The sequence below is a fragment of the uncultured Umboniibacter sp. genome (assembly GCF_947497555.1).
In the GTDB taxonomy this organism is placed as follows: domain Bacteria; phylum Pseudomonadota; class Gammaproteobacteria; order Pseudomonadales; family DSM-25080; genus Umboniibacter.
Genome location: NZ_CANMGY010000002.1, coordinates 252,657 through 266,510, shown reverse-complemented (window position 1 = coordinate 266,510; position 13,854 = coordinate 252,657). Strand labels below are relative to the sequence as shown.

General features: G+C 49.0%; 13 protein-coding genes. 6 read left to right on the top strand and 7 right to left on the bottom strand.

Going from position 1 to position 13,854, the window contains the following annotated elements:
- Window positions 1-81: 81 nt before the first annotated feature.
- Window positions 82-2,058, top strand: a complete 1,977-nt coding sequence (locus Q0698_RS04045) for a GGDEF domain-containing protein (protein ID WP_298633986.1) — start codon at window positions 82-84, stop codon at window positions 2,056-2,058.
- A gap of 201 nt (window positions 2,059-2,259) precedes the next feature.
- On the opposite strand, the gene sppA is transcribed toward Q0698_RS04045, so the two are convergent.
- Genes sppA through arsC form a run of 4 tightly spaced genes read right to left on the bottom strand, consistent with a single transcriptional unit; the run spans window position 2,260 to window position 5,389 of the window.
- A complete protein-coding gene (gene sppA / locus Q0698_RS04040; protein ID WP_298633984.1) occupies window positions 2,260-4,065 on the bottom strand; it encodes a signal peptide peptidase SppA in 1,806 nt (601 codons plus the stop codon).
- Between the two features lie 12 nt (window positions 4,066-4,077).
- On the bottom strand, window positions 4,078-4,449 hold the full coding sequence (locus Q0698_RS04035) for a DUF2069 domain-containing protein (protein WP_298633983.1): 372 nt from the start codon (window positions 4,447-4,449) through the stop codon (window positions 4,078-4,080).
- Window positions 4,446-5,048 (bottom strand): NAD(P)H:quinone oxidoreductase, encoded by a 603-nt coding sequence (gene wrbA, locus Q0698_RS04030; RefSeq protein ID WP_298633981.1) that lies wholly within the window; start codon window positions 5,046-5,048, stop codon window positions 4,446-4,448. The genes Q0698_RS04035 and wrbA overlap by 4 nt, the downstream gene beginning before the upstream one ends.
- On the bottom strand, window positions 5,045-5,389 hold the full coding sequence (arsC, locus tag Q0698_RS04025; RefSeq protein ID WP_298633979.1) for an arsenate reductase (glutaredoxin): 345 nt from the start codon (window positions 5,387-5,389) through the stop codon (window positions 5,045-5,047). The genes wrbA and arsC overlap by 4 nt, the downstream gene beginning before the upstream one ends.
- A gap of 30 nt (window positions 5,390-5,419) precedes the next feature.
- On the opposite strand from arsC, the gene Q0698_RS04020 reads away from it, so the two are divergent.
- The 3 genes from Q0698_RS04020 (at window position 5,420) to Q0698_RS04010 (ending at window position 7,855) form a co-directional block, all read left to right on the top strand.
- Window positions 5,420-6,670 (top strand): YihY family inner membrane protein, encoded by a 1,251-nt coding sequence (locus Q0698_RS04020; protein WP_298633977.1) that lies wholly within the window; start codon window positions 5,420-5,422, stop codon window positions 6,668-6,670.
- 3 nt (window positions 6,671-6,673) lie between these two features.
- Window positions 6,674-7,147 (top strand): TlpA disulfide reductase family protein, encoded by a 474-nt coding sequence (locus Q0698_RS04015; RefSeq protein WP_298633975.1) that lies wholly within the window; start codon window positions 6,674-6,676, stop codon window positions 7,145-7,147.
- Window positions 7,148-7,210: 63 nt separating this feature from the next.
- On the top strand, window positions 7,211-7,855 hold the full coding sequence (locus tag Q0698_RS04010) for a 7-cyano-7-deazaguanine/7-aminomethyl-7-deazaguanine transporter (RefSeq protein ID WP_298633973.1): 645 nt from the start codon (window positions 7,211-7,213) through the stop codon (window positions 7,853-7,855).
- Window positions 7,856-7,941: 86 nt separating this feature from the next.
- Here the strand turns inward: Q0698_RS04010 and Q0698_RS04005 are convergent, their stop codons facing one another.
- From Q0698_RS04005 to Q0698_RS03995, 3 genes are all read right to left on the bottom strand, one after another.
- Entirely contained in the window at window positions 7,942-8,328 is a 387-nt protein-coding gene (locus Q0698_RS04005; protein WP_298633971.1) for a SirB2 family protein, read from the bottom strand.
- Between the two features lie 14 nt (window positions 8,329-8,342).
- Entirely contained in the window at window positions 8,343-9,635 is a 1,293-nt protein-coding gene (bioA, locus tag Q0698_RS04000) for an adenosylmethionine--8-amino-7-oxononanoate transaminase (RefSeq protein WP_298633969.1), read from the bottom strand.
- A gap of 143 nt (window positions 9,636-9,778) precedes the next feature.
- On the bottom strand, window positions 9,779-12,061 hold the full coding sequence (locus Q0698_RS03995) for a zinc-dependent metalloprotease (protein WP_298633967.1): 2,283 nt from the start codon (window positions 12,059-12,061) through the stop codon (window positions 9,779-9,781).
- Window positions 12,062-12,180: 119 nt separating this feature from the next.
- Between Q0698_RS03995 and Q0698_RS03990 the strand changes: the two genes are divergently transcribed.
- Together Q0698_RS03990 and Q0698_RS03985 are read left to right on the top strand one after the other, a co-directional pair.
- On the top strand, window positions 12,181-13,104 hold the full coding sequence (locus Q0698_RS03990) for a cation diffusion facilitator family transporter (protein ID WP_298633965.1): 924 nt from the start codon (window positions 12,181-12,183) through the stop codon (window positions 13,102-13,104).
- Window positions 13,105-13,109: 5 nt separating this feature from the next.
- The gene (locus Q0698_RS03985) at window positions 13,110-13,796 is read left to right on the top strand and encodes a SprT family zinc-dependent metalloprotease (RefSeq protein ID WP_298633962.1); all 687 of its coding nucleotides are present in this window, start codon (window positions 13,110-13,112) and stop codon (window positions 13,794-13,796) included.
- The last annotated feature ends 58 nt before the right edge of the window (window positions 13,797-13,854 follow it).

Here is a 13,854-nt window from a genome sequence, read left to right as displayed (position 1 = left end):
CATTTCCCTTGTTAGTAGGGACTTTAGTATGGTTTTATAGGCTATACGATAATAAAGATTAGACTAATTGTGGACAACAACATGCTTAGAGAATGGAAACTCTTTGCGGTGTGTTTGCTATCAGTAGTATTTATAGCTTCAGCGCATAGCAACAACATACAACGAAGTTTTGATGCGCCCCCTTGGTTCGAGGGATCGGTGGTCCGAATATCGGAAGCGGCAGCTATTCTGCCAAAGGATCAGGCTCAGACGTATATTCTTAGTCAAATTTCATCACCATCAAAATTTTCCGAGAGAGAAAAGCTTCAGCTTACCTTACTCCAGTCCTACTATCTGGTTAGTGACGCGAAGTATCTTGAGACCCTGTCGATACTCAATCAGTCGCCCTTAATTGAAACGGCTGGAGTTCCTACAGTAATCGAGTTTTACCTTCAGCGGGGTACTGTCAATCAGCTGCATAACCAATTGTCGGATGAGGCTTGTCGCGATTTTGATATGGCGTATACCGTTGCCGAAAATGCCATTTACCCGTCGCTCTATGTCCGCGCAGCAGGCCGCCAGGTTAGCTGTCTCGTCAGAGGTGTAGGAAGCGAGAGGGAAGCCGTGTCAATTCTGGCCGAATCGATGGAGGTCGCCTCTCAGGCAGATATTGATACGGCTATCGTTATTGATCTACTCGTTTCATTGGGTGAAATTAATCAGCGTCTTTACGATCACGAAACCGCGCAAGCCATTTTTACTCAGGGTTTGCAGTTGGCGAGATCGGAATTATTACTCCAGCATGAATTTGATATGCTGTTTAATCTCACAGTTGAGTCTTTCTTCGCCCGAGATACGCCTGAATTTCGTGAATATTTGGATCAACTTTGGGAAGTGGGTGGTGAAAGCCGATATGCTGATTTTGATTTTTTCTGTTGGTATTTAGAAGGCCTATACTTTAGCCCCTACCTAAACAATGATCCGGAGCAAGCGGCGGCAGCATACTTTCAAGCTCTGCAGCTTAGAGAATCAACTTCGGAGACGTATTATGCGAATGATACCGAGCTGCAATGGTTGCTAAGTAGGGCCTTAGTTGATGGCGTTAACTCTGTGAAAGAAGAGTTCGTTCTTTTTATCGAAGAGCATCCAGATTTCTTAGAGTACGACTCAAGTGCAGCAATACTTAATCACATGTTCAGCGGAGAGTATGAGGATGTGCTGGCCTATACCGTTGCACTAGAAAATTATTACGCTAGCGCGATGTTTAAGTTAGCCGATGATGTCAGAGCTTATTCCGGCGATGAAGTTGCCGATGCAGGTGTCCAATATCAGGCCGAGATCGCGCGTCAGCAGCTTGAAATTGAACAGTTGAACAATACCGCAGTCCTTGCCGAGACCAGTAAAATGCGCTGGCAGCGAAACGTAGTTTTCGTGCTTGTAGGTATTATGGTCCTCTTACTAAGTTACCTAATTTACTCGCGCAATCGTTTTAGAGAGCTATCTCAAACCGATACGCTGACAGGTATTGCGAATCGACGACGCGCCTACAGTGAGCTCGGCAAAGCCATTCGTTCAATCGAAAGTGGCGAGTCGGCTTTTGATGACCCAAGTGCTGGTTTAGCGGTGTTGCTACTGGATATCGATAATTTTAAGGCCATTAACGACAACTTAGGACATGATTCCGGTGATCGGGTACTCAAGGAATTATCGCGAATCGCCAAACTCGCTGTTCATCGCCGAGAGCTCGTCGCGCGTTTTGGTGGGGAAGAGTTCTTTATTCTTATGCCACGAACCAATTTTGAAGGTGCAGTTGAAACGGCTGAACGACTAAGACTGATTATTTCTCAGTCTGACGTAGGCATCGGTACGCAACGTATTACCACAAGTGTTGGGTTAATGTTCGTTGATAGCCTGGATCTGTCAGCCGGAATAAGCGCCGACGAAATAGTCAATAGTGCAGATAGAGCGCTCTATGACGCAAAGTCGTCAGGAAGAAATTGTGTGCGCTGGGCACAGAATGACGCTGTTGATATTGATTCATTGAAGAGGTTTCCAGCAGATGACCAATTAAGTGCTTAGCTGGGAGTGGGTTCACAGTTATCTCGCGAGTTGAACTTGAGAGTGATGAGGCTGGGTAAGTCTCGTCGAGACCATTATTAGCTAAGTTAACTGAGCCGCAGTTTATGTGTTCGATACTATCTAAACGATTAGGACTCATTTTACAGACATAAAAAAGCGCCATTGGATTCCAATGGCGCGTATGCTAATCGAAGCTATCTACTAAGGTTGCTCTGGACAACCACCACAGCTTAGATAGACGTGGCGCGGATCATTTAATTGATTGAGTTGAATGAGCTGCTGTTGGAATGCACCGAGCAGTCGTTCAGTCGTTGTCATCGCGGGAGTTTCTACTGAAGAATTTTGTTTCATATCACGGAAGAACTGCTGAGCAGGCGTCAGTGGTTGAGTGATATTAATTGTCCTATAGTCCTCTATTTCAGCTAGCGCTGCGGCGTGATTTACCGCGTCATCTAAGGTCCCGAATTCATCTACAAGGCCCAGTTCAAGCGCTCGTTTTCCGCTCCAAACTCTACCCTGAGCAATTTCGTTGATCTTCTCTGGGGTGCTATTTCTGCCGTCCGCAACGATTTCTAAAAACTGTTTATAAATGTTTTCGATACTTAATTGGATCGTACGTGCCATAGGCTCGCTTATTCCATTTAATGGGTCGAATCCGCCGGCCATTGGTGTAGTGGCGACCCCGTCTGAGTAAATGGAGTATTCACCCGCTAAACGGTCGAAGGTCGGCACAATGCCAAACACGCCGATTGAGCCAGTAATTGTCTGCGGATTGGCAAAGATATAGTCCGCACTGGTTGAAATCCAGTAGCCGCCAGACGCTGCCAGTCCACCCATTGAAATAACTACTGGAATGCCAGCCTCGCGGGTGGCGACAATCTGTTCGCGGATAACTTCGGAAGCATTTGCAGAACCACCGGGACTATTAACACGAAGCACTAGCGCATCGACTTCATTGTCCTCGCGAGCGCGACGAATTAATTCGGCCGTAGAGTCTCCACCAATCATGCCTGGTGGTTGGCTACCGTCAACGATTTCACCCGAAGCCACAATCACCGCTATCTTCTGCTCTGAATCTGAAGCATCGAAAAGATTCTCCATTTGCAGCTGAGTACGATAATTTCTCCACGAAACACCCGGGTCATCACCCTCTTCATCGGCGAATTCAGCAAGGCGCGCAAGGCGTTCGGTGCGAGTTTTAATTCCGTCAACTAAACCAAGTTCCAGCGCCATGGAGGCAAAATGACCGTCATGGGCTGATAGCGTTTCTGGGTAGTGGTCTAACCATGTATTAATGAATCCTGGTTCGAGATGGCGGTTAGTCTCCACAACCTTCGTGAAGCTACCCCACAGGTCGCCCATCCACTGCTCGGCGTTTTCGCGAGCAGGGGCAGACATTGCGCCACCCATAAACGGCTCTACCGCTGATTTGTACGTCCCGACTTTAAACACATGTACATCGATACCGTAGCGCTCAAGAAACTCGCCAAAGTACGGTCGATAACTGGCTAGCCCCATCAAATCAACGCCACCCATATCACCGATGTAGATCTCATCGGCGAAGGAAGCAAGGTAATAGGCTGACTGGCTATAGGATTGCGATGTAGAGATAATTGGCTTGCCAGTTTCCTTAAATCGACTTAGAGCTTGACCAATTTCATCGAGTGATGTGAAGCTCGCACTCATACCGGATGGCAGGAGAATGAGCCCCTTTACCCGATCATCACTAGCGGCGCGATCAATAGTATCAATCACGTCGAATAGTAAAATCTGTTGCGGACCATCGTTTTGCAGTTGAGCGAGAATCTCATCGGAAACAATTTCTTGCTCCACGATAAGGCCGTTCAATGACAGCCTCAAGACACCTTCGTCATCAATGGTCTCAAGTTCATCTTGCTGACTGGATGCCACAATAATTAACGTCAAAACACCAAAGAACAGTACGTTCAGTAGAATGATTCGGGAAATGTTAAGCGCCTTTCCTAGCGCAAGCAGAAATTGTTTCATTAGATGAAATTCCTAGTCCTTTAAATGAGGTGAGTTCGTTTGAGCCGCTATGGCCAGCTTTCTGGCTCTGAACATCGCACTATTGAAAAGTATGACACAGCTACCTAACGCCGCAAAATCCCAATAGGTTGACGAGGGCGAGAAGCTGCCAAGTGTTGCTCCGACAAAATACCCAAGCAACAAAAAGCAGAGCCAAATGAGCAGTCTTGGCGTCTCATTCGTTAGGGCGCGAAATAATAGTAGCAGCGGAGCTACTCTAACGATAGCTACTATCCACTGAGTACTTGCAGTGAGCTCAGAGCTAAAAGTATCCGCGATTTGCGTCACGATCAGCAAAAGATAAAAGCTTGCGATGACACGAGGGTGGGTAAAATAGTTCATCATGAACCTGTCTCCATTCGTTGAGCGAGCTCGCCGAGGCGCTTTCCGTAAGCGCGAGCGATTGATATCTCATCGGAACTTAAGTCCGTATTACCTGAAGTGCCTGTTACGTGAGAGGGCCCATAGGGCGTTCCCCCAGTTTGAGTCTGACTTAATTCCGTGACGCTGTATGGAACACCCGCCCAAACCATTCCATGGTGAAGGAGGGGGATAGCCATCGTCATGAGGGTAGTTTCTTGGCCACCGTGGAGGCTAGCAGAGCTTGTGAAGACGCCAAAGGGTTTATCGATGAGATCGCCACTCAGCCAGAGATCGGAGCTACCATCAAGAAAATACTTCAAAGCTGCCGCCATATTGCCGAAGCGGGTTGGGCTCCCCAGTGCCAAGCCACTGCATGCGCGAAGATCCTCATCGCTACAGTAGAGATCGCCGTCGTCGGGTATCATCGAGCTAACCGCCTCAATGGTGGTACTCACACTCGGCACAGTACGAACACGAGTGTCGATGCCACTCGCCTCAATACCGAGGGCTATATGCTCAGCTAAGGCCTTTACGGACCCACCTACCGAGTAATAGAGCACGAGTACAAATGGGCGATTCACTTGAATAGCCCCAGTACCTGTTCAGGCGGACGGCCTATTTTTGCTAGACCATTGTGAACGACAATCGGCCGCTCAATTAAAATTGGATTCTCCACCATTGCAGTGATTAACTCACGCTCGGCTGTCTCCGCCGATAGGCCTAAAAACTTGTATTTCGCTTCGCCCTGACGAATCAGTTGATGGGCAGAGTATCCCAGCTGGTCAAGTAATACAGATAACTGCTGAAACGACAATGGGGTATCAAGATAGCGAATAATATTTACGTCTATTCCTTGATTAGTAAGTAGTTCCAATGTCTGCCGCGACTTTGAGCATCGTGGATTGTGGTATATGGTTGTCATAATGACTTAATAACCTAGTGTGAACTGTTAATGGAAGAAGTTGCTGACACAATTATAACCACAACACGCGAGCGGATGCTTGAATTCATCCGTTTTTGTCGGTTTGTACTGAGAAGATTTGTTGATGATGGCTGTGCGCATGCCGCCGCAGCATTAACTTATACGTCGCTGTTCGCCATTGTCCCAGCACTTACGGTGATGGTAACGATCATTGCCATCGTACCGGCGTTTGAACCAGCTTTGCAGCAGGCCCAGGGGTTTCTGTTGAGTCATTTAGTGCCAGCGAGCTCCGAGACGGTGCAGTCAGCATTAGTGGGTTTTACCAACGAGGCGAAGAAGCTCACGGGATTTAGTGTACTCCTGCTAATCGTTACGGTGGTGCTATTGCTGAATACCATCGAGGGTGCCTTTAATCGGATTTGGGGAATTAAACAGCGGCGCAAATTACGCCCCAAGCTTATGCTCTACTGGACGTTAATCAGCTTGGGACCAATTCTTCTTGGCGCCGCAGCTGCTGCGTCGGCGGCCTTGGCACAATCTGAATATATTAGTTGGTTTGACTTCGAGCGACTGAATTGGTTATTAGCACCGCTGCCATGGGTGTTCAATTGTCTGCTGTTTTCGATGTTACTGGCGTATGTTCCTAACTGTTATGTGTCGGCCCGCGATGCAGTGATCGGCGGAATGGTCACAGCCTCGTTATTTTTGTTGGTGCAGCATTTTTTATCACTGGGGGCACTTAATCCTAATTATTCGGCAATCTATGGCACGTTTGCGGCAGTACCGATTTTTCTACTCTGGATTTATGTTTCGTGGATTATTGTATTATTTGGCGCGAATTTGACGCGATGTTTACCGCGCTACTTCACTACCAACAGGGCTTCAAGTAGTAGGTTGATGGTTGCCACCGCGGTCTTACGCTGGCTTTGGGCGAACCATGAAAAGGGACAACGTCTCTCCGAGCGTAAGTGGATTGGCGGTAAGATCAAGTCGCTACCGCTAGAATCTCATGCAGACTGGTTAGCATTAAGGCATCGTTTAGTTGCTGAACGAATTTTGCTGGTAAATGACGAGGATGAACTCGCCATAGGTAGGGATTTAACACGGTATAGTATTGGTGACTTCCTTCGTATACTTGAACCTAATGTGCTGATGGCTGATACGTTACGACGCACGAAAGATCGGCTCCCTGCATCAGTTAGAGCCTCTTTAAAAGGCCTCCAGACGAATACAGATGAATTATTGCAACAGCCATTAAGTGTGTGGTTAGAAAAAGGTTAGTTAATGCGTTTACTATTTATCATTATTGCACTGATGTCACTCACAGCGTGTGGAGAGAAGTCCGTCTCGTTGCAACTATTACCTTCGGGTTCGCATGCGATGAGCAGTGACGAAGGGCAATATACGGTACTAAATTATTGGGCTATTTGGTGTGCACCTTGTCGTAGAGAAATACCCGAGCTCAATGAATTTGATCAACATAGTGCAGATATTTCGGTAGTTGGCGTTAACTGGGATCGCGATGATCGTGCGACAACTTTAGACTATATCGAACGAATGGGGATAGAGTTCCCTGTGACAGCTGGCGACCCGCTCCAGCAACTCGAAATCGTGCGCCCTGAGATATTGCCAACTACTTTCGTTTTCAATCCAAGCGGTGAGCTCATCGCTACGTTGGTTGGCGAACAGGATGGTCAGTCAATTCGGGCTGCAATCGAAGCGTCCAACAGTGGTACAGCGACAGGATTAACTGAGTAGGGTTTCGCTTCAACTTGGTCATTTATCGGCTAAGCTCAATGGACTACCTTGAGCAGAGTTATCATGAAGAATTACCAACAACCCTTTAACGTTCGTTTCTGGACCTTCGCAGTCACCGCACATATTGCGGTGATCGCAGCATCTAATTACCTCATTCAGATTCCCATTGAGTTCGGTGGCCACTACACCACCTGGGCGGCCTTTAGCTTTCCCATTCTGTATTTACTTTCTGATCTAACCGTCCGTTTACAAGGCTGGAATCTTGCTAAGTGGGTGGTATTGATGTCTATGCTTCCGGCACTGCTGTTGAGTTACGTCTTTGGGATGGTATTCGAGCACGGTGAATTTCAAAATTGGGATGCACTGTTGAGTTTTGATTCATTTGTCGCCCGTATTGCGCTCGCAAGTCTTATTGCCTATGTGCTGGGGCAGCTTTTAGATATTAAGGTCTTTGAAAAGTTACGACGGAAGGGGTCTTGGTGGGTGGCACCAACCGGCTCAAGTTTATTGGGCAACGCAGTGGATACCACGGTGTTTTTCACGGTTGCATTTTATGCGTCGTCAGACCCTACGATGGGCGAGCACTGGGTTGAAATCGGCATCATCGACTATCTGACAAAAATTGCCTTTACGTTAGTGGTGTATATTCCAATTTACGGTTTTTTGGTCCGTAGTCTCAGTGCGAAACTAGCCGCCAAAGGTGAGTAAGCTCCCGCTGATGCAATAGCGTCTACTTGCTTGCCCTAAATGAGTTGGACTCGCAACGCTATCACGAGTCCGCGTAAGCGTTACAACTAGTACAGGCCGAATGGTCCTGCCTTAGATACCGCTGAACTGCCTATGGCTGCAAAACAAACTAGTGCCGCAACAAATACCGCTGCGCGAGCAGAGTTCGACATTTCTCGTTTGATCACGATGGTTCCTAAGCCGATATAAACAATAAGCAGAACAATCTTGGTAGCTAACCACGGTTGTGCCATCGGCGAAAAGCCAGCCAACACCGCAAGGGTGATGCCCGATGCCAGAAGAAGGGTGTCATTAACGTGAGGGCTTATTTTAAGCACCTTTTTTTCTAGCATACTCGAACCGCGAAATTTAAGTGCCGCGCGGAAAATAAAGAGTGAAATAGAAATCACAGCGAACAGAAGATGGCTGTGTTTAAAGAGTGTGTACGTTTCCATAATTTACCTACTTATTATTGTTGTTGGAGTTGTTCAATGACCGTTGCAGTAGCACGACACAGCTGCTGCAACTCTGTCTTCGTAATGACAAATGGAGGCATCATATAAATCAGCTTGCCAAATGGGCGAAGCCAAACCCCCTGTTCAACTAGCAGTGGCTGAATCTCGTTGAGATCTACAGGGTGTTTCATTTCGATCACACCCATCGCGCCTAGAACGCGAATCGTTGCCACCGAATCATTGTCACTAAGTGGTGAGAGTTCTTCAATCAGGGTTTTCTCAATCTCACTCACCTGGTTCGACCAATCATTCTCAATGAGCAGATCGATGCTTTCACAGGCAACTCGACAAGCGAGCGGGTTGCCCATGAAGGTTGGGCCGTGCATGAATACGCCAGCCTCTCCGTGTGAAATTCCATTAGCAACCTCTGCAGTACAGAGCGTTGCGGCTAGCGTCATAGTACCTCCGGTGAGCGCTTTACCCAAGCAGAGAATATCCGGACAGATGCCAGCGTGTTCCACGGCAAATAACTTACCCGTACGACCAAATCCTGTGGCGATTTCGTCAGCGATTAACAGCACATCGTTGGCTTTACAGAGTTCGGCGAGCGCGGCGAGGTAATCGGGCGAATAGAATCGCATGCCACCGGCACCCTGAGTAATGGGCTCGATAATAAAGGCCGCCGTGTCCCCTGCATGATGAGCAAGTAAATCTCTCACAGAGTCTAAATCACTAGGTTGAAACGCTCGCTCGAAGCCAAGGGGCGGTGCGTCGGCGAAAAGTTGCTGAGGCATGCTCTGCTGAAACAAGTGATGCATGCCGGTTACCGGGTCACAGGTAGCCATGGCGCCGAAGGTATCGCCGTGATAGCCGTTGCGCACTGTCATAATACGGTGCTTCTGAGGCTTCCCTCGAGACGCTTGATATTGAATGGCCATCTTGATGGCAACTTCCACGGATACCGACCCTGAGTCAGCCAAGAAAACACGCTCGAGCCCCTGCGGGGTTAAATCAACTAAACGACGCGATAGTTCCACAGCGGGGTTGTGAGTAAAGCCGCCGAACATCACATGCGACATCTTAGCAATTTGCTCGGTCATCGCTTGGTTGAGGCGGGGATGGTTGTAGCCGTGAACAGTACACCACCAAGAACTCATGCCGTCGATGAGTTGACGGCCATCGGCGAGTTCAATGGTGACACCCTCACAGCGCTCGACCAGGAATGTGGGAGACGGATTGGTCGCGGATGAGTAGGGATGCCAAATGTGGCCAGCGTCGAATTTGAGTTGTTCTTCTTGGGTGTGCATGTAAGCCTCCAGTAATGTCTGAAGTGTACCATTATTAGCCGATTGATTGCTGCTGAATATTGCGTCGAGGCGGGACTGAATGGTTGCTACTTGAGCCTCGCTGTTCAACTTTATGAACGGCGAGACTCGCTATTTACACGCTGCTAGATTGGAGAACCCGGTGGAAGTACCTGTGCCTCACTGGGTGCTATCTTGCCCATAGCTTCAGTGAGCAACTGATGCAAACGGAAGCCGCTAGCGGTGGTTGTATCAAGTTCTTCAATCCAACCCTTTAGCTGCCATTGAAGTGTTGCTTTCACTTCTTCTCGTGTCGCTGGATTTGCCAGCACGTCACCGAATGAGCGTGCCAATAGATATTGGCTACGTTCGTTAAATGGCGACTGGTTTGGCATCGCCGCAACGCGTTCGAAGATCAGAGTAAGGTACTCGTCGACGCTAAGCGGTGACATCGCCTGTGATAGGCGATTCAAGCGCTGCGGAGCAAGCATTGCTGCCAGAACATGGCGAGTGTATGCCTCGGCCATTGCGCGTTGATCAATGAGGCGCCCCAACTGTGATGGCGATGATTCCCTATCTCGGCTAAAACCAATGGGCATCGGAGCCAGCTGCTGTGCGAGGGAGTCCGGTAATAGCAGAAAATCCGCTTCCAGAGTACGTAGAAGGCTATCCGCAGCGGCGATTTGCTTTGCTTTATCTACCCAGATAAATGCGGCGGGATCAGCCGCCAAGTTTGCCAAGAGGTGATAGCCTCCAATTTGCTTTGCTACGGCCTCAACTTGGAAACGGGTAAGGTTGTAAACCGGCACGACCACCTTATCAAGCTGGCCAATTGGATCTGAGTTGTCGATGGCATTCAAGCTGAGACGTGACAGAGCAAGCTCACGGATCGCTACCAGTCGATCAAGCTCGTTAACCGGATCGGCGCCATTATCCCAGAGATGACCACTGGCAGAGCCGCCACCGAGGGGGCGTGCCTCGTAGTCACTGACATAGCCAATATCCGAACGAAGCAGTGCATTCTTAGCGGCCTCGAAATCGTCGCCGTAGCCGTAGTCCACAACTAAGGTGTCCCATTCGCCAATAGCGTTATCGTAGGCCTCTGCAAGACTAATTGCGCCGCTGGCGATGTCGATGAGCGGATGCGGATAGTCCATAACCGAAGCACGATTGCGTTCGCTGGCCGCAAAGTTATGGGCAATTCCTAGGGTATGGCCAATTTCGTGTGCGGATAGTTGGCGGATACGGGCGAGGGCCATTGCTTCGGCTTCGGCTGAATTGGTTTGATCGAGTAGCGCGTCGGCAATAAGAATATCCTGACGAACGCGAAGCGAGCCTAGTGTCACGTGACCTTTTATGATTTCCCCAGTTCGTGGATCGATCACTGACGCGCCATAGGACCAACCGCGCGTGGCTCGGTGAACCCAGTTGATCACGTTATAGCGGGCATCCATGGGATCAGCCCCCTCGGGTAGTTCGCGAATCTGGAACGCATCCTCATAGCCAATGGCCTCAAAGGCTTGGTTCCACCACATGCCACCGTCAAATAGCGCGGTCTTAACGGGTTCAGGCACCCCTGGATCAAGGTAGTAGATAATGGGTTCAACTGCCGGCGAGCTTGCCGCATCGGGGTTCATCTTTTCTAGACGATGACGCGGTATCACTCGGACGGTTAGATCCTCGTGCAAACCAACGGTGTAATCTTGCCATGCTACTGAGAAGTAGCCGCTATTAGGATGATAAGGGCGCACGTCGAACCCATCCTCAGGCAACTTTAGAAATGAATGATGTAAATAGACGGTAAAGCCATCTGTGTTACTTACTACATCGTCAAGGTAGGATCCAGCACCCGTGCCGGTGAAGCTCACTACCGCTTCGATTTCGAGGTTTTCAGGAAAGGCCTTACTTCGATCCCAATGAATCATTGAGCGCGCTTGATTAGCGGTATATGACCCTTGATCCATACTGGCTAGCCAGTCGCTAACGGCCATTGAATCAGAGAAGGCAAAATCGGTGGCATCCACGCGCCAGTGGGTATCGTTAGCGTTGATAATGGGGAATGACCAGATTACATGATCGGGAAAGGCTTCCTCCACTGCTTGAGTTTCCGCGGGGTTAGCAGAGGTGCTTCGGTAGCGCATATTATGCTCTACCAACAGGAGACGTTCACCCGCCGCAACGAAGCTGACTATTTTGGTGTCGCCAAGGAGTCCTCGATCCAGCCCGATATCATTAGAGCCTATACCGCGGGCTAAACTTGGGTAATAAAGTAGTTCACCTAAGTCCTTTGGCACATCCAAGTGCAACTGGTTGCTGGAGGTATCGGTAGTTAAGCCAATAAATCCGTTGGCGGGTTGCCAAGTGTTATCTTCCTGGTTACAGCCAACTAGTAGCAAGCTTAACGACAGAGCTATGACGAGTGAGCGCACGTTATCACCTCATGATTTTAAATTTTAGTATCGGAACTATACCCAAAATTTAAACGAGAAGTATCCCTTTCTACAGGAAACTTACGTATGATGTGCGCTAGTTAGTTAGCGAGGTAAACATGGGCGAACATCTGATCACTGCGGAGCGAAGAGAGAAACTACTGCGTTGGGTATCTATCGCGTCAATTAGTGTCGCGATTACGTTGGTTGCGGCGAAGTTAGGTGCATGGTGGTACAGCGATTCCGTGAGTCTGATGGCCTCTCTTATCGATTCAGTAATGGATGCGGGAGCGTCGCTCATCAACTTGTTGGCTATCCGCTATGCCCTCAAGCCAGCCGATGACGACCATCGTTTTGGCCATGGTAAGGCTGAAGCCTTAGCCTCCTTGCTACAGTCTATTCTCATTGCCTTGTCGTCGGTGTTTTTGTTGTTTTATGCCATCGATAGAATTAGCAATCCGACTGAGCTCAATTTCGCCAGCATCGCCATTGTGGTGATGGCGCTGTCGTTAATACTTACTATTTCGTTGGTGCTGTTTCAACGTTATGTCGTGAGGCGCACCGCTTCGACCGTGGTTTCTGCTGACTCATTGCATTATTTATCCGATATTCTCGCCAATATTGCGGTGATCGTAGCGCTCGTTTTAGCGGCTTATGGCTTTGAAGGCGTGGATGCGTGGCTGGGTGTTCTCATTGGTTTCTATATTGCTTATTCGGCGTGGGAAATCGCGAGTGAAGCGATTGATCTGCTTTTAGATAAGGAACTTGACGATGAGACCCGCGAACGAATTGTGCAACAGGTTCGCTCGGTTCCGAAAGTTATTGGTTTGCATGATCTGAGAACACGTGATTCGGGAGGGGTGGTCTTTGTGCAAATGCATCTTGAATTACCCGATCAGATGCCGCTTATTGAAGCCCATCAAATAGCCGAGCAGGTGGAGGCGAGCGTCATGGGCTTATTTGCCAATGCAGAAGTACTAGTGCATCAGGATCCAATTAGTGTGGTCCCGGAAGCACATCCATTCTCCAATCAAGAAAGTTAAACAACGTGGGGCTTTTTGGTTTTGGAACGCGTAATAAGGCTATTGGTGGGGTGACTTACCCCTCTTCGGGAGTGCTTGATAACGGTGTAATTTGGCAACACAAGACCCATCCTAGACGGACAAAATTGGCCTTAGTGATTATGCCCAGTGGCGACGTAGAGATTCGCACTCCCGTTGGGGTCACGAGCCAGCAAGCTGAAGCATTTTTGACTGAACATTCAACGTGGGCAAAGCAAAAGAGTGCAACAGTCGCTAGGCATCACGCCGACGATCAGATCCGTTTTTTTTCGGAAACCGTTGCGCTGCGTGTTGGCCGAGGGCCTACGCACTATAGTTCGGGAGTCATTACCTCTCCAGACGAGGCGCATCTCGCGCGTTTTCTGCGGAGCGAACTAAGCTCGATGATTGCCCAACGCTGGGATGTATGGCTGCCGATAATTGAAACCTGGGATGTCCCGCAACCAACCTGGACCTTGCGTAAAATGCGCAGCCGGTGGGGGAGTTGCTCTGCCGATGGTAGAATCCGCTTTAGCACTATGTTGGTTCACCAAGCGATTGAGCAAATTGATTATGTTATCGTGCATGAACTCTGCCATCTCAAGGAGATGAACCATAGCCCCGCCTATTGGCGGTTAGTGGAAAGCATGATGCCCGATTGGCGTCAGCGCCGAGCTCGTTTGGCGGGCCGCTAACTTAGCTCCTGCAGGCGCTAGCATACTAATTTTCGGAAGCTTCGTTGTCACTAAGCTC

Coding starts and splice junctions, on each gene's coding strand:
- Q0698_RS04005 (WP_298633971.1), bottom strand. CDS start 8,328: ATGGAAACGTACACACTCTTTAAACACAGCCATCTTCTGTTCGCTGTG.
- arsC (WP_298633979.1), bottom strand. CDS start 5,389: ATGACAACCATATACCACAATCCACGATGCTCAAAGTCGCGGCAGACA.
- Q0698_RS04010 (WP_298633973.1), top strand. CDS start 7,211: ATGAAGAATTACCAACAACCCTTTAACGTTCGTTTCTGGACCTTCGCA.
- Q0698_RS04020 (WP_298633977.1), top strand. CDS start 5,420: ATGGAAGAAGTTGCTGACACAATTATAACCACAACACGCGAGCGGATG.
- Q0698_RS04035 (WP_298633983.1), bottom strand. CDS start 4,449: ATGATGAACTATTTTACCCACCCTCGTGTCATCGCAAGCTTTTATCTT.
- Q0698_RS04045 (WP_298633986.1), top strand. CDS start 82: ATGCTTAGAGAATGGAAACTCTTTGCGGTGTGTTTGCTATCAGTAGTA.
- bioA (WP_298633969.1), bottom strand. CDS start 9,635: ATGCACACCCAAGAAGAACAACTCAAATTCGACGCTGGCCACATTTGG.
- Q0698_RS03990 (WP_298633965.1), top strand. CDS start 12,181: ATGGGCGAACATCTGATCACTGCGGAGCGAAGAGAGAAACTACTGCGT.
- Q0698_RS04015 (WP_298633975.1), top strand. CDS start 6,674: ATGCGTTTACTATTTATCATTATTGCACTGATGTCACTCACAGCGTGT.
- sppA (WP_298633984.1), bottom strand. CDS start 4,065: ATGAAACAATTTCTGCTTGCGCTAGGAAAGGCGCTTAACATTTCCCGA.